This window comes from Corynebacterium sp. 20-84, from assembly GCF_053479455.1.
This window is the reverse complement of record NZ_JBRBCB010000003.1, coordinates 41,342-64,377: the sequence shown is the minus strand read 5'-3', so window position 1 is coordinate 64,377 and position 23,036 is coordinate 41,342. Positions and strand designations below refer to the sequence as shown.

Sequence of the window (23,036 nt, the reverse complement as noted above, 5' to 3'; positions counted from 1 at the left end):
TCTCGTACCTCGTTTTCCTACAGGTCCTGAACGGGCACAACGCCCAGTGCATTGAGGTGAATATCTGCCACGTGCAGCGGTGCCGCAGTGGGGCAGAGCGGCGGATCGGGGATGAACGCCCAGGCCACGATTGCAATGAAGGCAATCAGCAGAGCAAGGCCGATGACTCCGAGGATTTTGCTCCAAATCCGGGAGCGCCGCTGCTCAGTCTCCTGCACCTTCTCATCGCGGGCGGCGGCGATGGTGTCCGCTTCATCCGTGCTCATCTGAGAAGGATTGGCCTGACCGGCCTGCTGGAACGGGCGCGGCCCACCGAACTGGTTCTGCCCGAAGCCGCCTGCGGGTTGCGCCGGTTGTGCCGGGTTCGCGGGGTTGGCGTGCTGCGGGAACTGCGGCGCATTACCACCGGGCCCGAAGCCTGGCTGCGCTCCTGGGTTCATGCCGTTCGTCATCGTTGCGGCCCTTCTTCTCGCGGCGCGGCCCCCTGATCGAATTTGTAGGGCGACGCGTACGGGTTGTCATTGTGCGGTTGCTGCTGCGGCTGGTACTGCGGGTACTGCTGACCCGGCACCTGCTGCTGGCCCGGCGCAGGTTGAGTCCCAGGCTGTGCCGAAGGCTGCTCGGTGGGGTGCAGTGCCGGCCACTGCTCCATCGAGGGCCGCGACTCGGCGGGCTGCGGCGCGGCTGGCTGCTGCTCAGGCTGTGCGACCGCGGGTTGCGCCGGCTGCTGCTCAGGCTGCGGCGCGTAGGGCTGCTGCTCAGGCTGGGCCGGAGCGGCAGGCTGGGCCGGGGCAGCAATTTGATCAGTAGCCGCAGGTTGCGTCGGCTGCTGCGGAGCCTCCGGGGCGGAGGCTGCGGGCGCGGCGGCGGCAGCGGCGGGGTCGGCGGACGTGGTGGTAGGGGTGGCGGCGGACGCGTCGGTGAGGCGGCGTTCCTCGCGGGCGAGCCAGCCTTGGTTGTGGTGGGTCATTGTTTTCCTCCCTCAAACAGGCCGTATTGGGCGAACATTTCGCGGATGGGGTCAAGGACGCGGAACGGGGCGATGCCCATGCGGGACACGCTGTCGCCTTCGGGCGAATCGCCGAGGGCGGAGACGGCGTGGCAGCTGTACGGTACGGGCTGGCCGGTGGGTGATTGGGTTTCGAGGAGATTGAGCATCTCCATGGCGCCGAGGGCGCTGAGCATGCTGCGGATCTCGAAGTGCATGGAACTGCGGTCGGCCCAATCGAAGGGTTCGTTGGGCGGGTTGGATTCGCGGCGGAAAGAGGCACCGTAGTTGCTCATGGCGGCCTGCCAGTCCACGGTCTGGCCCTGGATGCCGCCGCTGCCGACCTGATCAACGTCGGCGAGACGCTGGAGCATGTCGAATTTGGACAGGGTGAGCGCGATGCCGGGCATGCGTTCGGGCGACATGAGCCGCAGGATGTTCTGCAGAATCATGGCGGGGTTTTCGCGGCCGACTTCGTTGGTGGACACGGTGCCTTCAAGAAGCTGACGGATGCGGTTGACGGCCATCGGGTCGTAGAGGAACACGATGCGGTCGGCGTGGCGGAAGAACCCGAGTTTCGGCGCACGCTCGGGGAAGCCTTCTTCGCGGAGGTCCTCGCCGGCAACGTCTTGGAGCACGAGGTAAATGCGCTGGTTGACGGGCTCATTATTGGCGGGGTTAACGCGGGGTTGCAGACCGAGGTCGTAGATGAGAGGGCGGTTCTGGTACGCGTCGGGGTTCGCTGACGGCGGGGTCGGCGGCATGAGCCCCATCTCTTCGAAGAGGGGGCGCTCGTAGTTTTCCTCGTAGGTGCGTCGCGTGTATTCGTCAGCGGCATTCAAAAAGCCGCGGTTGACTGCCAACATGTCGCGCAGCAGCTTGACGACGACCGCGATGTACAGACTCTTCCCTGACGAGCGAGCGCCGGCCATGGCCACGGTGAGGACACCGGAATTGATCCAGTTATCGGGCAGGTCGATTCCCTCGTGCTTCGGCGCGGAGCCGGAAGGGTCGAGGATTTCGAATGTGACCGGGTCCTTAGACGGGATCACGTACGGGACGTTCGGGTTCATCAGGACGTCACCCCCGCATCAATGGCGCCACGGAGAGAGTGAATGGCGTCGCGGTAGCTGCGGGCATCGCCTTCGGCGACGGCGCGGTGGAGGCGGTCGTCGAAAAGCGTTGCTGTGATACCGGCGGAGGTGGCGACCGGTCGCGGCGAGATGACGTGGACGGGTGCGCTGCGGCCGAGCAGGCGGGCCGGAACATCGTCGGAGATGGCGATGACGGCGGCCGTGGGCGAGATATCCGTCGCGTTGATCTCCCAGCCGATGTCGTTGCCGCGCAGGGCCTCAGTCGTCCCGGCGGGCACCTCAAGGGTGTCCACGATGCCGGGCACAGTCTGACCGGAAGAGGTGGTCAAATGCTTCGCGCAGCGCATGACGGAGACAGCATTGACAGCGAAGCTGAGCATCGCGTCCATCTGCTCGACGGTGGTGCTGCGCAGCATGGATGCGGACGAGTCGACGATGATGTGCACGGCGTCCGTGCTAGCGCCACTAGTTGGAACAGTCGGGGTCGACCCCGCAGTCGGTGCGGCGGCGTCGGAACTGGCGGTGGCACCGGCGGCGGGCGCGACCGAGCTGCCGGAATTGACGGAACTGACAGAACTAACGGAACTGACAGAGCTGCCGCCGGTATCACCCACGTGGGAGCGGACGGCGCCCACTCCCCCGCCGTCGCCGCCGATGACGCGCACGCCCGTGGCGGTGGGAAGGAGGGTCAGCGGAGTGAAGGTGTCGCGGGCGGCGACTTTGAACGGCGGGAGGGCCAGATCCACGAGCCCATCGGCGGAATCGCGGGCTTGGACGCGGACGTAGAGTTCGGCGCGGTTGCCGAAGACTTCATTATCCGGCCGCACCTCGATGGCGGCGGGACCGTTCAATTCGCGCAGGGCGTAGCGGTCGCCGGTGCGGGGCAGCTCGGTCTCGCCGTTGTAGGCGCGGAAGCGGCCGCCGTCGTTGAGCTCCATGACCAGAATCGCGCGGAACTGACCACCGTCAGTGGCGAATTCGTACTCTTCGCCGTGCCCCATGCGTTTCTCAAGAGCCATTACCGGTCTCCTTTCTGGTTCGCATACCCGCGGGTGTTCTGCGTCAGCGATTGGATGACGCGGCTGAGGAACTGCTCGGTGCGTTCGATGCGCAGGGCAGCGAATGCGTCAGGCAGAACGCTGACGGCATGCGCGGCCAAGGCGGTGTCCTGTGCCGAGTCGGGCGCGGTGAGGAAGAAGTCTTCCCAGGTGCGGAGGGCCACAGCATCGACGTTGGACTGGCTCGGCACCGCGCGTGCGGAGATGCGGCCCGCCAGGTCGATGAGCTGGCGGATCGTTTCGGTCCGCTGCTGGGGGTCGGCAGTGATCACGGGGTACTGCAGCTGGTTGAATGCAGCGGCGGCGAGCGCAGCGCCGATGAGGTAGCAGGCAGTGTCCGGGCTGAGCTTTTCCACACCGGTGTGGCCGGCGTGACGCAGAGCGCGGTAAATGTCGTCGCTGCCGAGCCTTTCCATGACGTCGGTGATGTCGTCGCCGGCGAAGACCTCTTCGATCTTCTTGTTGGCCACGAGGCTGACAAGACCGGCGGCAGCGGAGTCGGGGCGCAGGTTGAGGGCGCCGTGCTGCATCATCTCGGTGATGGGATTCTCAAGGTTGCCGAGGGCACCGAGGCCGTCGACCAGCATGTCGCGGTCAAAAGCGCCGATGGCTTCGGCGTCGGTGACGTAGTTGATCAGCAGGGTGCCGTCGCCTTCCCAGTGCTGTAGCGTCTCGTAGACGGAGCCGCGGAGCTCGTCGAGACGGGGTTCGTCGATAAGCTCTTTGCTCACGAGCGTCGGGTAATCCTCGGCTAGAAACTCGCTGGGTTCGCTGATGTCGATCGCGAGCTGGTTGAGTTCGGGCTCGATATTCTTACGGCGGTGCGCGAGCGCGAGTTGCGCAAGGCCCGCACCGAAGCTCGCCGACGCTTCCTCAAGCGAAGCGAGCTTATCGACGGCTGCTGCCGCCTGGCTTCCCGACGTGTACAGCTCAGCAGTCATGCGCGACCAGTCGGTGACCGGCTGTGCGCTGGCGTCCTTTTCCGGGTCGATGACGGTGAAAGCGGGGTTGGCGGCGAAGAGCTCTGTGTCTTCGACCGGGCCCGCGATAAGCGCGGCGACCCCGGGCTCGTGGGAGACCCACTTCGCGGCATCGATGGAGCGTGCACGCTCGAAGGTGCTCACGCGCAAGCCCAGGCGCGCGGCCTGCGGAGTCATGGTGGTGGACACGGCGTAGATCCAGAATGCGGCCTGCGTGTCCGACGGGGTAAGCAACACCGGAATCGTCTCAGGATCCTCCAGCGCTTCCTGGATCTTGTACACGACTCCGCGACGGTCGCCCTGGACCTCGGTGATGAGCTGCCAGAGGCTAGCGACATCGGGAAGCGGACCGCGTGCGGGCTCGTCGAGCGACTGATCGAGCTGGACAGAATTGACCACCGGGGCGCGGAACGGTGCCGCGAGATCCGGGGAGCGGAACCACGCGATCGGGTACTGGGACGCGAGCGGCTCCTGCGGCGCGTGGTCCACCACGCCGTGGGTGAACACATTGCCCGGGCGGCCGGTGGCGTCCTTGCCGGCGGGGACGGACTGCACGAACACGCCGTGCGCCGGGTGCGGGATGTATTCGAAGCGGCGCGGCAACGCCTCGATTTCTTCGCCGCCGATGAACTCGTTGACCTCCTGGATCGGGGTCAGCGAGATCGCGGCGGCGGAGCGGATCAGCTCGATGTCGTCCGGGTCCGCGTTCACTGTCGGGCCAATCGACCAGCCACCGGAGCTGGACGTGTTGGAAAAGGACGCGTACGTCGCGTGCGCAAAGCGTGCCATTACTGCATACCTCCGGTTTGCTGGAAATTGGTGGTGAACCAGAGGGAGGCCACATTCGGATCCCTCAGTGCTACCTCGGATTCCCCGTTTTCGGGCTCGTCCGCTATGAACAGGCGGAGCCACCCGTGTCCGCGGGCGACCAGCTGCGGGTCGACGCGCCAGTACTCGAAGCCCGGGGTGCCGGGTTGCAAGTTCTGGGGGTACAAGTGCTCCGCTGTCATTATCGGCTTGTAATCCTCAACATGGCTACCGTTGATCTTGCTCACGCGGACAGGCTCGCCGTCATTCGGCTCGAGCGGCAGGCGCTCCGGGTGGTAGCGCAACGTGAAGCGGCGGTAGCGGGACTCCTCGTTCTCGGAAAAGACGAACAGGTAGAGACCGCCATCGGGGCCGACGAGGAATTCGTAGCGGAAGTGGCGCAGGCCGCGGTACGGAATGATCGTGGTCCTGCCCCATTCACGCTGACCGGCGTGCATGCGGCTCGGAACGAGCACCACATCTCGGGCGCCGCGCATCTGCACACGCATGCCGCCCTCGCTGCGATACTCCTGCTCGTCGATGGTGGTCATCGGTTTCATCTCGGCCTGACGCGGATCGATCTTGCCGCCCTCCCCCGGCTCGGCGAGGAAGGCGGCGACTTCGTGCGCCTGCTCTGGCCAGCCGAAGGTGATCAGCTGGGCGATGACGCGCTCCTCGATGCGCGCGGCGGGAATGCTGCCGACGCGGACGTAGCTGGTGGATGTACCCACGCGGGCCTTATTGCCCACGACGCTGACCGGGGTGATGACGACGGTGTACCAGTCATCCGGCCATGCGAAATCTGCGGCGTCTTTCGCCTCGGCGATGTCGTTGACCCAGGAGGACACAGGCAGACCGAAGCCCTCGAGCTGGTCGGTTTCGACGACCTTGTCGGAGAGGCCTTCGGCGGGGTGCTCGCGTGTGCGGTAGATCCGCACTTCGCCCGAATTGGGCAATTCCCACCGGACGTTGAACTGACCGTTGCCCACGGATTTGTCCAGTTGAATGTCGGCGTCGACTTCCACGACCTCGGCGGTGATGTCGATGGTGAAGATTTCGGAGGACGGACTCTTTTTCACCATGCCATTGACACTGACCTCGCGGATCGCCTGCACGGCGTAGGTCAGGCCGCGCTGTGGCGGGGTCCAGCGGAAGCCGTTGACGTTTCGGCTGGACTGGCTGACCTCGTGGGAGCGGCGGGTGAGCCGGCGCCTTTCTTCCTCCGGCGCGATGTAGACGGCGACGCGGTCAGTGTGGCGGAATTCTTCCCACTTGCCGCTCACTTCGCTGCCGTCGAAGTTGAGCTCGATGTGCTCGACCGGGCGGACGTAATAATCCTCGCCGACCAGCTTCGGCTGGCTGCGCAGGGCGTCGATCTCGTTGGCGCCTTCGTTGAGCCACACTTGGTAGTAGCGGTAGGAAAACGACAGCGGTTCCGGGTCGTCGAAGAATGTGCCGTTCGTGGCGACGCGCTGGATGCCTTCGGCTGGGTCGCGGTCGAAGGCTTCTTCGTCGCTGACCACACGGAAGATCTGCACCGGCTGCGCGTCGTGGCCTTCCGGCAGCGCCCATTTGACGTGGATGTGGCCTTCATCGTTGGCCTTGGCACGAACTCCTCCACCGTCGATGACGGTGAGGTCCTCGAGCAGATCGAGTGCCTCGAAGTCGTCCTCCAACAGGTCCAGTGGGTGCGCCACATCCGCCTCGGGCGCAGGAGCCGGCGTCGGTGCAGGTTTCGGCGCTGCCAGCTCCGGCATTGCCTGAGCCGCCTGGACGGGGTTCGGGGCCGGCGTTGGCGTCGGTGCCTGCGTCTGAGGCTGCGCCGGGGCTGCATGCCTGCCGTATTCAGCGCTCGAGCCCGACCGCTGTTGTGGGGCTTGTTGCTGTTGCTGCGGGGCCTGCTGCTGCGGCGCCTGCTGTTGTGGAGCCTGTTGCTGATGCTGCGGCGCCTGCTGTTGTGGAGCCTGTTGCTGTTGCTGCGGGGCTTGCTGCTGCGGCGCCTGCTGCGGGCTGGGAGCGTTGCCCTGGGCATTGGGCAGGGGCTGGCTGGGGGTGGTCAGGTCGGGGCCGAGCGGTGTCTGCAGGGGCAGGTCGGCGCCGTCGAGCATGACCAGAAGGTCCAGGGCCTCGGCCCACACGCGGGTGTTGGGGTTGGATTCGCCGTGGACAAGGTGGCGAATGAGCTCCGCTTCTGAAGGGACGGGATACCCCGTCTGTGCCTGGACAGCATTGCGCCAGGCGATGGCCATATCAGGAAGCGCCATTAAATATCACCTTCGCTCGGGAAATCGACGGCCGAGGAGCCACCCGTTCCCGGAGTCCAACGGGACGAGTCGCCGCTGCCGCTCGTGGAGTGACGGCCCGCGGTGGGCATCTCGCGGTCAGTGCCGTAATTGTCTTCGACGTAGCCAGAGCCCGGCAGGACAATATCGTCGGTGTTCTCCGCCGCATTGCCGCGATTGGCGGACAGGGTGATATCGCCCGCCTGGGCATTGCCGCCGACCTGGACGAGCACCTCAGTGCGGCCGACCGGATCGCGGGGGCTAGAGGAGACACTGTGGACGCTCAAGTCGCCGTCGACGACAGAGGCGGAACGGCCACGGCTGGCAGATGCCATGAAGTGGCTGCTGAAGTGGCCACGCGGGGCGTCGTCAAGCAACTCGCCCTCGAGCGCGCGGGACGGGCCGCTGTGCGCGGACGCGACGCTGCCCAGCAGCTGGCCGCTGAACGGGCTGGTGCTGGCGCGCAACTCGTCGGCGACCGGCTGCCACTTCGCCCCCGTGCGGTCGCGGGAGGAGAACTCGGGCGAGGTGACGTAGCGGGCCATGCGGTCCAGCGGCGACGAGGTGTTCTTGCCGCGCTGGCTGGACAGGTGGTCCCAGCGGTCGTCGTTGGTGGGCTGGAACAGCTCGCTGTACGCGCGGGCCATACCGGCGGACACCGCCTCACCGAGCCAACCCTCGTGGTAGAGGCCGTTTTTGTAGTGCGCCACGACATTTGACACCGCGTCAGGCTCCGGCGAAGCATCGGCGAAAACGACATTGCGGGGCATGCGGTTGCTGGGCTGCGCGGCGATATTGCGTTCGGTCTTCACGCGCCCGAACGGGCGGTTGACCAGCTCGCCGAGCATTTGCGTGACGGAGAGGAACTGCGGGTACGCCTCCTCGATCCGCACGAGTGCGATTTCCGCATTGCGCAGGTTGTTCGTCGCCGCTTTGACGCGGGCTTCCTGGCTCTTGCGCAAGTTGGCCAGCTGAACCTGGTCGCGTGTTTCGAAGCTGACCTGCAGCAGGAAGAAAATCAGCCAGACCAGTATCCAGATGCCGAACATCCACGCCAACGTCGACGCGGACGCGTTGTTGAGGTTCTTCACCCACCACATCTGGGAGAAGATCGCATCCGCGATGCCAGCATCGCCGGTAGCAATTTTGTCCTGCGCCTTCTTCATCACCAGATGGCCGATGAGCCACAAGAGCAAGAAGAAGCTTAACGACGTCGTGGCCACCCACCCCATGAACCGGAAAGTCTTCGCAGCACCACCGGTCTCCGGGGCTTTCACTCCGCGGCTGAGACGCTCGAGTTCAGCGCGGGCGGCGTCGACCTGGCTTTCGCACTCCACGCGGATATTGCGCAGTTCCTCACCGACGTGGCGGGCGAAACTGCCGCGCTCAGTGCTCTTCCACCGCTCGAAATCGTTGTGGAGCTTGCCAGTGTCGAACACGCCGTTGGTGTCGGCGGAGTTCAGGCGCTGCTCGTAAGCGGCGATCGCTTCCGGGTCGTAGGGGGCCAAAGAGTCGGCGCCCATGACATCGCGGAGACTCGGATCGTCGATACGCATTGCCTGCTCGGGCGCCGGGATCACGTCGCGGGCGCTCGCCGCCACAGTGATGTGGTCGGAAGCGGGCTGACGCACAACCTGCGGGGTTGCGGTGTTCTGCTTGAACGGATCCATCGGACGCGCTTTCGCGTCCAGCATGGTCAAGGCGAAATTCTTGTAGCCGTTCCACATCGGGTGCATGGTCGCCGCAATCTGGTTGCGGTCGGCCTGCTGCGCCTCCTGGGAGATCTGCGCCGGAGCACCCTGCAGGTGCTTCATGCTGCCGATCACCGCGGAGGAGTCCGTGCCGTAGACGCGCTGCAGACTCGCCGAAATCTGGTCGGAAGCACCGCCGCGCAGGTCGTTGAAGAAGTTGGCCGGAGTGTTGATGAGAGTCTGCCACCAGATCTGGCGCAGCTCCCGGGAGGCCTGCTTATTGCTCAGCTCGCGGTCACGCTGCGTTTGCGCGGACTCGCGGACGGGCATCAGACCATCGCGGTACATGCCCAAGAACTCGTCGGCGGCCGCGCGGGAGAACTGTGCGCGGTCCTGCGGGTGCTCCACCACAGCGGTGCCGCCGTCGGCGCGGTACAGACGCGGGACCGGGTTGACCTCGGTGTCGAAGAGAGCCTGGCGGAGCTGGTTTTGCACCACCTCGCCATCGACGCGACGGAAATAAGCACGGGTGAGGCGGAAGTGAATCGGCGATGCAGTGCCGCGCAGCTGCTCCACTGGGCACTCGGAGGCACCGTCCCACAGACCGAACAGCGAGCACAACGTCGTGGCCACCAGCAAGGTGTAGGTGTTCTCGCGCTCACCGGCAGACACCGGCACCGCATGGTCGGACGGGGCATCGGACTCTTCCGGCGCCACGAACAGATTCACGTAGCCGCGGACGATATCAACGTCAGTTGCCTCTGTCTCCCCGGCGCGGCCGGCGAGCACGTTGACGGGCAGCGGGTTCAGGTCCGATACAGCGTCGGAAATGTTCTGCAGCTCGTCGTCGCGGATATTGTCCTCGCCGTTTTGGGCGTTGACGAGACAGAGGGCGAAGCGCTCGTTATAGCCGCTGGCCAAAAGCCGGGCGAAGCTGTCGGTGGTGGAAGGGCTGGCGTCCACGCGGCCGTCGATAAGCAATGCTTGGTCCATCGGGCCGCTGAATGAGTCGATGTCCACCCAGATCGCGCGACCGATGAGGTGCAGGGCCTCCAAATCCTGGAGAGCCTGGCGGAGCGCGGCGCCGAAGCGGCCGCGACCAACGAAGATGGGCACGCACACCTGCGAAGCAGCGGCGCGGAACGTGTCAGCCATTAAATGTCATCCTCTCCCGGCATGGTCGGCATGCTTGTCGGGCGCGAAACCGAACCGAGGTCGAGCTCAGGGGCTTCCTCGAGGGCGCTGTGCTTGAGACGGTCCGCCTCGTCCAGCATGTGCATGATCGTGTCGATGACCTCGTAGACATCCAGCGCGACATCAGCGAAGAGCGGGATGCGGGAGGCGAGCTCGCGCGAATCGACGTCCGCGACCGGGCGGGATGCCTGGACGGAGAGCTGGTCGCGCAGGAGCTTATCCGTGGGGACGTATTCCATGGCGATTTCGCGCTGGCGCGACAGCCAGGTCTTCACCGCGGCGAGGCGCTCTTCCGGCGTGACCTCCGGGCCGGTGCCCTTGACCATCAGGCGGTCTCCGCTCTTGCGCTCGCCGGTGGCCAGCCACTTCGCCAGCAGGCGGGTGCCGTGCAGCGTGCGGCCGATCTCCGACGGGTTCTCCGCATTGTCGTACAACCCGCGCATGACGCGGTACGGGCGGTAGCTATCCAACAGCGGCGTCATGCCCGCCTTCGTCCACGCCAGCGGGGCGGACTCGATGACGGCCGGCAACCAGTCGAACACATTGCGGAACTTCGACGGCGGGGTGAGCAGCGGGTCCGGGAAGGACACCCAGCCGTGGTTGCCCTCGGTGTCGTCGTACACCTTCACCGGGCTGTTGTTGTCCGGGGTGTCCAGGGTGGCCGGGAAGTCCATGTAGCCGATGATGCGGCCGATGTACCAGCCGCCGACGAATGCGCGGCGCTCCGCCTCGCTCATCGGGACTGCGGCCTGGATCGGGCGTGCACGCTTGGCGCGCCAGAACTCCTTGCGGGCGTCCTTCAGACCATCCCACTGTTCGCGAATCGGGCGCAGCAGGGAGCCGAAGACCACCGGCACGTAGTTCGGGTAGGAACCGAAGATGTCGATGGAGCGCTCCTCGCCCTGGTTCTGCAGGGCGTCGCCCAACGGCCTCATCGGGTCCGCCAGCTTGACGTTGGGGAAGTTGACCACTTCGTCAGCGAGCATCTGCGCGGACTCGTCGCCCTCGAGCGGGACCTTGGAGAAGTTGAACGCGTAGCCCACCTCGTCGCCGTACAGGTTGCGCACCAAGTTGTCGTCGATCTGCGCGAGCGGCAGCGCGTTCTTCATCGCCTCGGTGAACTTGGAGGCCAGGCGCTGCTGGCGTGCGCGGCGCTCGTGGTCCTGCAGCGTCGGCGACGTGACGTAGCTGCGCAGCGAGGTGGAGATGAAGTCGTAGAAGGAGAAGCCGCGGCGCTGGATGTACATGCGGGAGCGCTCCAGGACCTCTTCCGCACCGATGCGCACGGAGAACTGGCCCAGCTTCGGGTCCAGCAGCTCCGTCGGGTTATTCGGGTCGCGCGTGAAGTTCATCGGCACCCACGGACCCGTGAGAACGATCAGGTCCTCCGGTGCCTGCTCCGCGCCCTCGAGCGCCGACCATGCACCGCTGACCACGGAGGAAGCAGCGCTGGAGATCGCGTTGGAGTAGGAGTCCGCGTTGGTGGCGTTCTGAATATCGTGGACGTACTGGCGCGGGAAATCCTCGATCTCGGTGAGGAAGATCTCGTTCGCCGCCTGGGAGAAGCGCGGCGGCACCATGTCGGTGTCCTCCGGCCACAACTGCGGCACATTCGTCTTCAGCTGCGCAACACCCAAGTCCTTGTCGTTGTTGAGCGACAGCTCGTGCTCGAGATCGGTGTGCTCGGTGGTCATCGCCTTCTGCAGCGGGCCGATGAAACGGTCGATGAAGTCGGTCAGCGTCACCATGACGAACTCGGACATGCGTGCCTGCGCGCGGTGGCGGAGCTGCTGGCGCGTGTGGCGGACGATGTCTTCCATGTACTGCTCGGCGCTGACGATCTTGCCGCGCGCATTCATCATCGCGCGCTCAGTCTCCGGGTGGAGGGAAAGGCGCTGCTGTCCGCGGGCCGCCTGCTCGAGCTGCGGCAGCACGTCGCGGGAGAGCATGTTCTTGATCGCGTCGAGCACCGTCGCACCGTACGGCAGGCCGAAATTGCCCACCTCGCGGCGGATGATGTCCAAGAATCCTTCCTGCAGGTTACGCTGGTTCGCCCAGTTGTAGGCGGCGGCGTAGAAGTCCGCACCGTTGTCGGCGGTGACCTGCTGGTCGAGGACATTCAATGCACCGACGACTTCCGGTGCCCAGTCGCGCCCGCGGCGGTTATTCGGCTGCGGGATCTGGTGGCGGAGGGTCTCCGCGTACCTATTCGCCCAGCGGTCCATCTCTGCGCCGAAGGTGCGCCACAGCCAGTCGCCGACGTTCTCGCCGAACGGGATCACCGTGGTGCGCGCCTGGATCTGACGCCAGTTGGTGTCCACGCGCTGCTTGATCTGCTCGTCGCCGGACGCCGGGTTCGTCGGGTCGATGTGCCCGCGCACGAGCTTATCGACGGCCGAGCGTGCCAGCCTTTGCGCCGAGTACTCCGCGTAGCGGTCGCGGCCCATGGACAGCTGTGCGTAGCCGAAAGAGCCCCACGGGAGGTTGTTCTTGTTCTGCACACCCCAGCCGTAGGTGTTGTCGCGTGCCTGGAGGCCACCCTGGTTGCCGAGGTTGAACTGGGTGAAGCGGCCCATCGCCGCCTCGTCCATGAGCAGCGACGCAAGGCCGCGACCAAGTGCACGGTAGACGGTGCCCGGCTTGCCGTCGCCAAGCTGCGCGCCTTCTGCACCGGAGTGTGCGCCGACCGGGAAGACACGGGAGATCGGCACGCTCTCGTCGCCGAGGCTCACGCCGAGCTGCTCGAAGAGACGACGGTCAGTCTCGGTAGCCGCACCCATCTGTGCCGCAGCCATCTCGCCGAACATCGCCATCGCGTTCGGGTTCGCGCCCATCACCTGGTCCTGCGGAATGCCGCTGAAGATATCCGGGGTGAAGGCGAACATGCAGTTGCGGCCCACGCTCGCCTTATCCAGGGAGGTGAGCAAGCGGCAGACATCGATCGCCATGGATGCACCGGCACCGCCGGACATGGAGGTGACCACGATGATCAGCGGCACGTCCTTGCCCGCGTTCACTGCGGACGACGCGCGTCCGGTCAGCGCGGTCTGGACACGGCTGAGCTCACTAGCCGTGCCCGGCTGGTTCAGCGCCGCCCACGCCTTTTCCAGCTCTTCCTGCACTTCGCGCAGCTTGCTCAGGGTGAGCATGCGGCCAATGGAGCGGTACTGGCCCGCACCCGCGGAGATCGGGGTGGTCTCCGCCCCCGGGTTGCGCAGCGCCCACGAAGAAATCGTCCCCAGCTTCTTACCGCTGGCCAATCGCGCCGACACAGCAGCATCGACGTTGGCGTAGCGGCCGGAGGAGCCGACCGAAATGTAGCGTCCGCCCGCCTCCTGGACGTTCTGCAGGTTCTTGCCCGCGGACTCCGGCTTGGTGGGCACGTCCAAGGACACGAACTGCCATGCGTCCGGCAGCTTCACATCCTTCGGCGAGACGTATTCGTTGGGGAGACGCTCCGCCAACATCGTCTTCAGCTGGTCCATCATGAACGCCAAGGTCTTAGCGCCCGAACCGCCGCAACCGACGACGAGGACTCTTTCCATGAGGGGGTGCTCCTTTAAATGGGTTTAGCTTCTAGCTCACTGATGCTTGTGCAATCCGGTTATTCAGTTATTCGTTTTTCAATTGTGAAGATTCCTGCTCCCAATCATGGCCGTTGTGCGGTTCGCCCGCAGCCCGGCTGAATGATTTTCTCGATTGCTCCAAGTGGGTTCACAGTCCTTACTGCGGCGGCGGCCCCCACGGGGCCCCTGCTCCACCACTGCCCGGCTGCGGACCGGCGCTCGGCGGCCCCCACGGAGATTCACCGCCGATATCCTGACCGCCTCCTTGCGGCGGGACCCAACCGGCACCGGCAGCGCCGAAGTCGGTCTCACCCGGCGGGGCGAATCCGCCGCCCTGGTCGAGCTGGCCCGGGGCCGGCTCGGCGGACGGAAGACGTTCGGCCAATGCGTCCGCCAATGCAGGTGCTTCCGTAGCAATCTCGTTTTGTAGCTGCTCCTGCGCGGCCGGTGCGATCGGGATGCGCGGGAACGCGACGACCTCGATGTCGTCACCGGACTGGCTCGGCGCGTGAACGAACCAGGAGTCCTGCACCGCCAGCGGCAGCACCGCGTGGCCGTCCTTCTCCTTGCCGTCTCCGGCGATCGACGGAGTAGACACGATGACATTCGCTGCGGTCAGCGGGTTGATGGAGAAGCTCTCGACCTTAGCTTGCGCACGGCCAGCCTGAACAGAACGCGGTCCTGGCTGCATCTGGCGCGCCGCTGCATCGGTCGGGTCGATCATCGGGCGCGTCTGACCGTCGTACGACCAGGTGCCGCCAGCACTACGGGTCATGCGGAACGCCACCGGGCCCACCGCGGGATCGCTCGGGATCTTGGAGGTGAGGTAGCGCACCAGGTACAACAGCAACAACGGCAGCAGCAGGCCGAGCAGCAGCGCCAGGATGAAGGTCACCACGGCGACGCCCTTAGACACGGGCACCTTGGAGTCGATCTTGGTAGCCACGTCGACCACGCGCTCCTCGCCTCCGTTCTCGTCAGCGATGTGGACCGGCAGGGTGCCGTTGGCGATGAGCTGCGCGCGCTGTTCAAACGTGAAAGTCAGCGGCAGTTCAGCAGTGTCGCCGCGGGCAACGGTCAGTGCGGAGTCCTTCGAGTTGTGCTCCGAGTCGACGGTCACCGCACCGAGTTCGTCGAATCCGTGCTCGACCTGCTGGCCGCCCTCGACCCAGACACGGCCCGGGCCGGAAACCGGCACATTCACCGTGACTTCTTCGCCCTCGGTGACCACGTCGATCTGGCCGGGCAACTGCGGCAGGTTCTGCACGGCGACGCTAAGCGCGGTATCGCCCTCCAGCGGGGACAGCGTGGTGCCAGGCTTGCCCTTCGCACCCGCAGTCGTGATGGTCACTTCCGCCTTGACACGGCCGGATGCGGGCGCGTCGGGGATCTTCGATGCCGGGATCTCGACGCTGCCGGAGGAGAAGTCCGCCTTCTCCTCGAGCGTGACCGGGTCACCGCCGCCGCTCGGGACGAACTCGACTGTGCCTTCGGCCTTGCCCTCCGGATCGACCTTCTTGCCGTCGGGTCCGGTCAGCGACACGATCAGGTTGCCGTCGTCCATGACCTTGAGGTCGTTCTTGCCGCCCTCATCGTCGGTCTTCGCCGCATCGTTGGCACCGTCGGCGCTGAAGGTGACGTTGAGCTCCGGCACCATCTCGACGAGGTTGAACACCTCGCCGTCCTTTTCTGCCTCCGGCGCGATGTCGATGAACCGCATGGACCATTCGCCAGCCCAGTCCTTGTCGCCGGTCTTGTTCAGGGCGCCGTCGGCGCTCTGAACCGCGTCGTTGCGCGCCTCCCAGGTGACCTTGCCGCCGCCGGCATTCTTCTCACCATCGCCTTCCATGACGACCTTGTCGCCGTTCGGCGCAGTCATCTCCAGCTTCGCGTCCGGGCCGAGATCGTCACGGCCCACAGCACTGAAGCGGACAGACGTAATCGAGTTGTCCAGGACGAACGTGAACGGCTCATTCGCGTTCGTGGTCTGGCCAGCCGAACCGCCGGTATCCAGCGCGGAGCGGAAGGCGGCGAAGAGATCGCCCACCTTGTTCGCCGGGTAGAACGCACCGTTGCGCGGCTCCTTACCACAGGTGATACCTGCGGCTTCGCCTTCGGTAATGGCCTGGAACAGGTCAAAGTTCTCGTTGAGCTGCGGGTTGGTCAGGCCGATGCCGACGTGCGTGACGCCTGCGGCGCGGAGACGGTCAGCGACGCCGTTCGGGCGGCACAGGTTGTCCTCTGCACCCTTGTCGTCGCCGGTGGCGAGTTTGCCGTCGGTGAAGGTGACCAACAGGCGGCAGGGATCCTCGCCCGGGGAGTTGAGCAGGTCGTCGCTCGCGCCTTCCAGCGCGGCGTTGTGGTCAGTGCCCTTGGTCTCCTCCGTGCGCTTTTCAAACGTCTGGATCTGCTCGTAGACGTCTTGCTGACTATCCTCTGTCAGCTTCATCCAACCCTTGTAGCCCTCGCCCGGGTTGTTCAGCTCATTCTTGTAGGTGTGGCCGAAGCCGGCGATCTTGATATTCGTGGTGAGGTTCTGATCCTCGCTCTTCTGGAGCAGGATTTTCGCGAAGCTCTGCGCGGCAGGAATACGGAAGTGGTCCGGGTCCGCGCCCGGCTCACCTTCGACCTTCTTGCCGTCGTCCCACCGGTTGACCAGACTGTTCGTCTCGTCCATCAGCAGCAAGACGTCGAGCTCGTCGTTATTAGCCAAGCACGCACCCAGCTGGCCGAGCGCATTGTCCCCGCCTTCGGCCTGCACCGCGTTGCCCGTCGGCTTGTCCGACTTATTCCCCGGCTTATCAGCCGGTTTATCACCAGGCTTCTCAGTGGGTTTGTCACCAGGCTTCTCAGTAGGTTTGTTGCCCGGCTTCTCAGTAGGTTTGTTGCCCGGCTTCTCCGGCTTCTCCGGCTTCACACCGCCTTCCGGTTTTCCGCCAGGCGAGAGAGGCCCGTTTTCCAGCGGCTTGAACGGCTGCCCTTCTTGTGCGGAGGCCTCGAGGGTGCCGAACGCTCCGAAGGCACTGGTGCCCAGGGCGAGGACACCGGCGGCTGCGACGGCGGTGGCCCGGCGGGCCAGGGCCGCGATCTTGTTGTTCTTCGTCATTGTGATCGTGTTCTCCTCGCGGCGCCTAGAGCCTGCCTACCCACAGGGCGATGCAGAGCGACGACAAAATAATGGCGATGAGCAGCACCGCCAGGGTGGCCCAGTACAGACCTTGCTTCCATCCGACAATCGAGTACATGCCGTTGGCACGACGCCGGGTGTCCTCGGAGAAGTAGAAGGCCAAGGAGGACACACCCACAAGGCCAGCCAGCGCCCACGCGCCGAAAGCCATACCCGCGTATGTGCCGGAGATCGGGGAAATGTCACCCAGCAGCAGGATCGCGGTCATCACCAGCGCGATAACGCCGAGGGCCAGACCCGGCACCAGCCAGGTCGCCGGTGCCGAGGACGGCTCCAGTGGCGACGCCCCACCAGCCGGTTCTGCTGAACCAGGCGCGCCTGGGAGCGGACCGGAATAGTCGCCTTCTTTCGCAGGGGCGAAAGGATCCGACGGCGGTGCGGCGAAAGGATCCGTGACAGCACCAGTGCCAGCGCTACTTGGCGAACCCCACGGGGAGGACGCACCACCCGTACTGGGAGTCGGTGCCGGGGCGCTTTGCCCGGGGCTGCCCCACGGCGAATCTGCTGCAGAAGAGCCGGAGCCCCACGCGCTAGATCCACCTGAACCTGGATTATCGGACCCCGGTTGCGGGAATCCCCCGCCAAACGGCGGCTGCTGGTTGGTCATTCATGCCTCCTCTACAAAGCGCTGATCCGCACGAACACCCCGGGCGTAGAGGAGGAGCCCGAGAGATTCGCACGGACAGCACACTTTCCGCCCTGTACTTTACCGAGATCTCAGGATTCGGCAGGCCGAACTGAGAAGAAGATGAGTACCCGGGATCCCCTTCGCTAAGACCAAGCAACCCCGAGAAGTTCGCGCCACCAAGCGTTTGTTCAGACACGCAAACAGAGTGGGTGAAGTAGAGAGCGACAGCATGAATGCCTCCACGCACCCCCATTACGGCGGAAATACTGCCGAAAATAGTCCCACTCGCCTTAGCCACCGTTACCCGAGGCCAAAGGCACTAGAAGACCATATTTCGGCTGCGCTACGCTACCGTTTTTACACGTTCTACGCGACCATTTTTGCAAGTTCCATGCGTCCATGGGTGGACACAATGCCAAATTCACCGGCACTCAGCGCAAATGTTCTCGAATCACGTAGAAAGGACAGGCCGTTACCGTGTTCGCCGTCGATCTCGACGGGTTCATCCCCGCTCACGCGGGGAGCACTGCTTCTTCTTTGTGGCCCATGTCGCCGGCGCGGGCTCATCCCCGCTCACGCGGGGAGCACCGCGGTGAGCTTTATGCGTTTCCCATGCGACCAGGCTCATCCCCGCTCACGCGGGGAGCACATCGCGGCCATGCCGGAATTCACCGACCCGCCGGGCTCATCCCCGCTCACGCGGGGAGCACCACAACCTCCAATCCAACGGCATACCCATCAAGGGCTCATCCCCGCTCACGCGGGGAGCACCCCGTCCCCAAAGGCTTCTACGTCACTAGCCCGGGCTCATCCCCGCTCACGCGGGGAGCACCTCAGCTCAAACATTGGTGGCGGCGCGATCAACGGCTCATCCCCGCTCACGCGGGGAGCACGGGCCTGATGGGGTGCCGTTGCCGTATTCGGGGGGCTCATCCCCGCTCACGCGGGGAGCACTGCCGGGCCTGGCGTCTGATTCGGGGTCAGGTGGGCTCATCCCCGCTCACGCGGGGAGCACGACATGGTCGGCGCGATGGGCGAGTTCGCCGCGGGCTCATCCCCGCTCACGCGGGGAGCACGTATTCACCCAGCTCGAAAGCCCCCGTGCCGGGGGCTCATCCCCGCTCACGCGGGGAGCACCTCATACCAAATGGACTTGCAATGCCTAGCCCGGGCTCATCCCCGCTCACGCGGGGAGCACCAGCTTGAGCCGTTCCGCGACACCCTGATCGGGGGCTCATCCCCGCTCACGCGGGGAGCACTGGATAACGCTAACCCGCTGAAGGACATCAACCGGCTCATCCCCGCTCACGCGGGGAGCACTCCGTAGACGTGGGCAGCGAGCGAGCGGTAGCGGGCTCATCCCCGCTCACGCGGGGAGCACCCCAGCTCGAAAGCCCCCGTGCCGGGTTTTGGGGGGCTCATCCCCGCTCACGCGGGGAGCACTGTGGGGCATCTGCTGCATCGTTGTCGCCGGAGGGCTCATCCCCGCTCACGCGGGGAGCACTTGGCAGCTGGAGCAGTTCCGTCGATTCCGAGGGGCTCATCCCCGCTCACGCGGGGAGCACAAATGCGCGTACGTCTTGCCTGTCACAGCGATGGGCTCATCCCCGCTCACGCGGGGAGCACTTGCCGATGGGACGGATCTTTTGTCGTTGGGTGGGCTCATCCCCGCTCACGCGGGGAGCACTCGATGATCCAGTCGCGTGCTGTCTCCGCGGCGGGCTCATCCCCGCTCACGCGGGGAGCACGATGAGGATTGGGCTGTTCATGTTGGTGGGCAGGGCTCATCCCCGCTCACGCGGGGAGCACCAACGACACAGACACACGCGACCCCACAATTGGGGCTCATCCCCGCTCACGCGGGGAGCACCGCCCCTGTGGTTGTTACGCGGTACAGTCCCGGTGGCTCATCCCCGCTCACGCGGGGAGCACTTCCGGAGGCCACCTGCGTCGGGTCGATTCGTGGGCTCATCCCCGCTCACGCGGGGAGCACGTCACGTTCCTAGACGACACCGACCCGATTAACGGCTCATCCCCGCTCACGCGGGGAGCACGGTGATGCTGCTCGTGCTTTGGATCAGGTGAAGGGCTCATCCCCGCTCACGCGGGGAGCACTTGCCGATCTGTCTTTGGAAGAATTACGGGAGCGGCTCATCCCCGCTCACGCGGGGAGCACCTCAGCTCCGCGAGGCTCATTTAGTTCATCTCCGGCTCATCCCCGCTCACGCGGGGAGCACACAGCGGACTCGAACGTTGACCACTGGGACGGGGGCTCATCCCCGCTCACGCGGGGAGCACTTCACCGCGTTTGTGGACAAGTTGAAGTCCGGAGGCTCATCCCCGCTCACGCGGGGAGCACCGGGGGCTGGTTTGTTGCCGCGTATTCCTGGTGGGCTCATCCCCGCTCACGCGGGGAGCACACCTCGGCGGCCTTAGCGGCAACGGGTAGGAACGGCTCATCCCCGCTCACGCGGGGAGCACGTGGGGGACAAATACCCCATCGACGTCAACGCCGGCTCATCCCCGCTCACGCGGGGAGCACAAGACCACGGGCGGGCAGGTGGATTTCACTGCGGGCTCATCCCCGCTCACGCGGGGAGCACAACATCGAATGGGCCATGCCCACCACCGCGCTGGGCTCATCCCCGCTCACGCGGGGAGCACCCGAAGCCACGCCGCTGGACGTATAGTCGGGCGGGCTCATCCCCGCTCACGCGGGGAGCACGGTAAGGAGCGCGCCCCCGGCAGCGTCGAGGGGGGCTCATCCCCGCTCACGCGGGGAGCACGAAACCAGGGGGTCACGCATCGACCCGCGACAGGGCTCATCCCCGCTCACGCGGGGAGCACGAAACCAGGGGGTCACGCATCGACCCGCGACAGGGCTCATCCCCGCTCACGCGGGGAGCACCTTGGTGACGGTCACCAGAGCGGGGGAAGTGAGGGCTCATCCCCGCTCACGCGGGGAGCACCGATCTTAAGGTGACTCATTGTTTTACTTCTCCGGCTCATCCCCGCTCACGCGGGGAGCACTAACTCAACACTTGTGGGAAGTTGGGTGTTAAGGGCTCATCCCCGCTCACGCGGGGAGCACTTGGTTTGGGGGTTCTTGCGAGAATGATCTGCGGGCTCATCCCCGCTCACGCGGGGAGCACTGCCTGCCAAAGCTGCGGTAGTTGGCAAGCACGGGCTCATCCCCGCTCACGCGGGGAGCACCCGTTTCCCCAGTTCGCCAGTTACCACCAAATGGGCTCATCCCCGCTCACGCGGGGAGCACTCGGCAGTGTGGGAGACCATCAAAACTGTCGTGGGCTCATCCCCGCTCACGCGGGGAGCACTCCTTCTTCGTAGAAGTCGGAACCGTCACTTCCGGCTCATCCCCGCTCACGCGGGGAGCACCACTGGAGATCACTCCACACGTCTCGCTCAAACTGGCTCATCCCCGCTCACGCGGGGAGCACGTGTGACAACTTCGTCGGCGTAGTCCTGAATCGGGCTCATCCCCGCTCACGCGGGGAGCACCTTGAGGATAAGGTGCGCGCACAGGTGGAGCAGGGCTCATCCCCGCTCACGCGGGGAGCACTCCGTCCGACATGAGCGCCGGGCCTGGCGTGCCGGCTCATCCCCGCTCACGCGGGGAGCACTCGGCCAGCGAGCGCCTCTGCCCAATCGCAATCGGCTCATCCCCGCTCACGCGGGGAGCACACCTGCGGTGTTGCCGGTTTCTGCTTGGAGTTGGGCTCATCCCCGCTCACGCGGGGAGCACGCGCCCGATTGCGTGAATCGAAGCTCAGGCTGGGGCTCATCCCCGCTCACGCGGGGAGCACTGAAAGTGGTGCATGTACTTCTGGTACGGGGTGTGGCTCATCCCCGCTCACGCGGGGAGCACGTCAACAGCGTCGGCGGGGGCAGCTTGACGTTGGGCTCATCCCCGCTCACGCGGGGAGCACGTGATGGGCCAGTCCGCGCCTGGTCCGGCGCTGGGCTCATCCCCGCTCACGCGGGGAGCACCCAGCGGGACGATTTGGCCCGCAAGGTTGAGGAGGCTCATCCCCGCTCACGCGGGGAGCACGCTGTTCAGGCGATTGTGACGGCGTTTCTTGGGGGCTCATCCCCGCTCACGCGGGGAGCACTCGATGGTGATGCCGAGTTTGGCGCTGATGCGGGGCTCATCCCCGCTCACGCGGGGAGCACGGGCTTGAGGAGTCCGCGGGTCTGCTTGGTGCGGGCTCATCCCCGCTCACGCGGGGAGCACCGCTTCCAGCAGCATGTCGGGCGTGTCCCTCGGGGGCTCATCCCCGCTCACGCGGGGAGCACGTACTTATTCCTTGGGGAGTGGCAGGACACCCGGGCTCATCCCCGCTCACGCGGGGAGCACGTCTGCTGGTTGGTTGTTGTGGGTTAACCATCGGGCTCATCCCCGCTCACGCGGGGAGCACTCCTTGGTAAAACCCAGAGCATTTTCGTCACTGGGCTCATCCCCGCTCACGCGGGGAGCACCTCTACCCATTTGCGGGCGTCGGTCTCGTCGACGGCTCATCCCCGCTCACGCGGGGAGCACTACGAGCAGCCTCGTGAGATGGCGGCGGTCCAGGGCTCATCCCCGCTCACGCGGGGAGCACTGCTGTGCGCGCTTCATGAGGCGGACAGCCTCGGGCTCATCCCCGCTCACGCGGGGAGCACCCGGTATCTCGATGCGCGTGCCCGTGGGAACGGGGCTCATCCCCGCTCACGCGGGGAGCACCTTGCGCTTCTCGGGTAGATCGCCGGGGCCGTGGGCTCATCCCCGCTCACGCGGGGAGCACTCATGGAACAGGACGAGTTGCGTGCCTGGTTTGGGCTCATCCCCGCTCACGCGGGGAGCACGACAGACCTCATCGCAGCGCCGACAGGGGGAGCGGCTCATCCCCGCTCACGCGGGGAGCACCGCATGTGGGGCAAGGACCCGCTTGCGGCTGAGGGCTCATCCCCGCTCACGCGGGGAGCACCATCACCGCGCCTAGCACGGTTTGCTCAGCCTGGGCTCATCCCCGCTCACGCGGGGAGCACTCCGGGTGGCGGCCCCGCCACTGTCGGATATGGGGCTCATCCCCGCTCACGCGGGGAGCACCCGCGGGCAGTGGCCGTATTGTCCAAGAATGGCGGCTCATCCCCGCTCACGCGGGGAGCACTCTACCTTGCGGACGCCCCGGAATGGACGGCACGGCTCATCCCCGCTCACGCGGGGAGCACTGACGAGGGGTCGGCTCCTGATTTGAGCGCTAGGGCTCATCCCCGCTCACGCGGGGAGCACTGGGGCTGGTCGTATTTCGCGGAGGAGAAAGACGGCTCATCCCCGCTCACGCGGGGAGCACCCGAAGCGGGTATCCCTGGGTCGCTTGGGTCCGGGCTCATCCCCGCTCACGCGGGGAGCACCTTGTCGACAAGGTGATTTCCCCGGTGATCTCGGGCTCATCCCCGCTCACGCGGGGAGCACCTGGCAGACGGAGAAGCTGACCACTCGTACCTCGGCTCATCCCCGCTCACGCGGGGAGCACCTCTCCATAAAATGCGTCGGCTTGCGC

The 23,036-nt window shown here is 65.7% G+C and carries 10 protein-coding genes and 1 CRISPR repeat array (1 of these 11 cut by a window edge); all 10 genes read right to left on the bottom strand.

Annotation, left to right across the window (positions count from 1 at the left end):
• Positions 1-17: 17 nt before the first annotated feature.
• A complete protein-coding gene (locus ACUY2Y_RS02895) occupies positions 18-452 on the bottom strand; it encodes a hypothetical protein (protein WP_448324744.1) in 435 nt (144 codons plus the stop codon).
• Positions 449-970, bottom strand: a complete 522-nt coding sequence (locus ACUY2Y_RS02890) for a hypothetical protein (RefSeq protein ID WP_448324743.1) — start codon at positions 968-970, stop codon at positions 449-451. Before ACUY2Y_RS02890 ends, ACUY2Y_RS02895 begins: the two co-directional genes overlap by 4 nt.
• Positions 967-2,061, bottom strand: a complete 1,095-nt coding sequence (locus tag ACUY2Y_RS02885) for a TRAFAC clade GTPase domain-containing protein (RefSeq protein ID WP_259900326.1) — start codon at positions 2,059-2,061, stop codon at positions 967-969. Before ACUY2Y_RS02885 ends, ACUY2Y_RS02890 begins: the two co-directional genes overlap by 4 nt.
• Complete coding sequence (locus tag ACUY2Y_RS02880) at positions 2,061-3,101, bottom strand: hypothetical protein (protein ID WP_448324742.1); 1,041 nt, start codon at positions 3,099-3,101, stop codon at positions 2,061-2,063. The genes ACUY2Y_RS02885 and ACUY2Y_RS02880 overlap by 1 nt, the downstream gene beginning before the upstream one ends.
• Complete coding sequence (locus ACUY2Y_RS02875) at positions 3,101-4,909, bottom strand: GAP1-N2 domain-containing protein (protein ID WP_448324741.1); 1,809 nt, start codon at positions 4,907-4,909, stop codon at positions 3,101-3,103. The genes ACUY2Y_RS02880 and ACUY2Y_RS02875 overlap by 1 nt, the downstream gene beginning before the upstream one ends.
• Complete coding sequence (locus tag ACUY2Y_RS02870; protein ID WP_448324740.1) at positions 4,909-7,191, bottom strand: hypothetical protein; 2,283 nt, start codon at positions 7,189-7,191, stop codon at positions 4,909-4,911. The genes ACUY2Y_RS02875 and ACUY2Y_RS02870 overlap by 1 nt, the downstream gene beginning before the upstream one ends.
• Positions 7,191-10,055, bottom strand: a complete 2,865-nt coding sequence (locus ACUY2Y_RS02865; protein ID WP_448324739.1) for a hypothetical protein — start codon at positions 10,053-10,055, stop codon at positions 7,191-7,193. Before ACUY2Y_RS02865 ends, ACUY2Y_RS02870 begins: the two co-directional genes overlap by 1 nt.
• Positions 10,055-13,639 carry a tubulin-like doman-containing protein gene (locus ACUY2Y_RS02860; protein ID WP_448324738.1) on the bottom strand — a complete coding sequence of 1,195 codons (3,585 nt, stop codon included), beginning with the start codon at positions 13,637-13,639 and terminating at the stop codon, positions 10,055-10,057. The genes ACUY2Y_RS02865 and ACUY2Y_RS02860 overlap by 1 nt, the downstream gene beginning before the upstream one ends.
• A 178-nt stretch (positions 13,640-13,817) precedes the next feature.
• On the bottom strand, positions 13,818-16,766 hold the full coding sequence (locus tag ACUY2Y_RS02855; protein ID WP_448324737.1) for a hypothetical protein: 2,949 nt from the start codon (positions 16,764-16,766) through the stop codon (positions 13,818-13,820).
• A 25-nt stretch (positions 16,767-16,791) separates the two neighbouring features.
• Complete coding sequence (locus ACUY2Y_RS02850; protein WP_448324736.1) at positions 16,792-17,454, bottom strand: hypothetical protein; 663 nt, start codon at positions 17,452-17,454, stop codon at positions 16,792-16,794.
• Positions 17,455-17,974: 520 nt separating this feature from the next.
• Positions 17,975-23,036: a CRISPR direct-repeat array (repeat unit 28 nt; unit sequence GGCTCATCCCCGCTCACGCGGGGAGCAC); it runs 1,316 nt beyond the window's last position.

What these genes read in the sequence shown, in the direction of transcription:
- ACUY2Y_RS02895 (WP_448324744.1), bottom strand. Translation starts at nt 452, where the DNA reads ATGACGAACGGCATGAACCCAGGAGCGCAGCCAGGCTTCGGGCCCGGT.
- ACUY2Y_RS02890 (WP_448324743.1), bottom strand. Translation starts at nt 970, where the DNA reads ATGACCCACCACAACCAAGGCTGGCTCGCCCGCGAGGAACGCCGCCTC.
- ACUY2Y_RS02885 (WP_259900326.1), bottom strand. Translation starts at nt 2,061, where the DNA reads ATGAACCCGAACGTCCCGTACGTGATCCCGTCTAAGGACCCGGTCACA.
- ACUY2Y_RS02880 (WP_448324742.1), bottom strand. Translation starts at nt 3,101, where the DNA reads ATGGCTCTTGAGAAACGCATGGGGCACGGCGAAGAGTACGAATTCGCC.
- ACUY2Y_RS02875 (WP_448324741.1), bottom strand. Translation starts at nt 4,909, where the DNA reads ATGGCACGCTTTGCGCACGCGACGTACGCGTCCTTTTCCAACACGTCC.
- ACUY2Y_RS02870 (WP_448324740.1), bottom strand. Translation starts at nt 7,191, where the DNA reads ATGGCGCTTCCTGATATGGCCATCGCCTGGCGCAATGCTGTCCAGGCA.
- ACUY2Y_RS02865 (WP_448324739.1), bottom strand. Translation starts at nt 10,055, where the DNA reads ATGGCTGACACGTTCCGCGCCGCTGCTTCGCAGGTGTGCGTGCCCATC.
- ACUY2Y_RS02860 (WP_448324738.1), bottom strand. Translation starts at nt 13,639, where the DNA reads ATGGAAAGAGTCCTCGTCGTCGGTTGCGGCGGTTCGGGCGCTAAGACC.
- ACUY2Y_RS02855 (WP_448324737.1), bottom strand. Translation starts at nt 16,766, where the DNA reads ATGACGAAGAACAACAAGATCGCGGCCCTGGCCCGCCGGGCCACCGCC.
- ACUY2Y_RS02850 (WP_448324736.1), bottom strand. Translation starts at nt 17,454, where the DNA reads ATGACCAACCAGCAGCCGCCGTTTGGCGGGGGATTCCCGCAACCGGGG.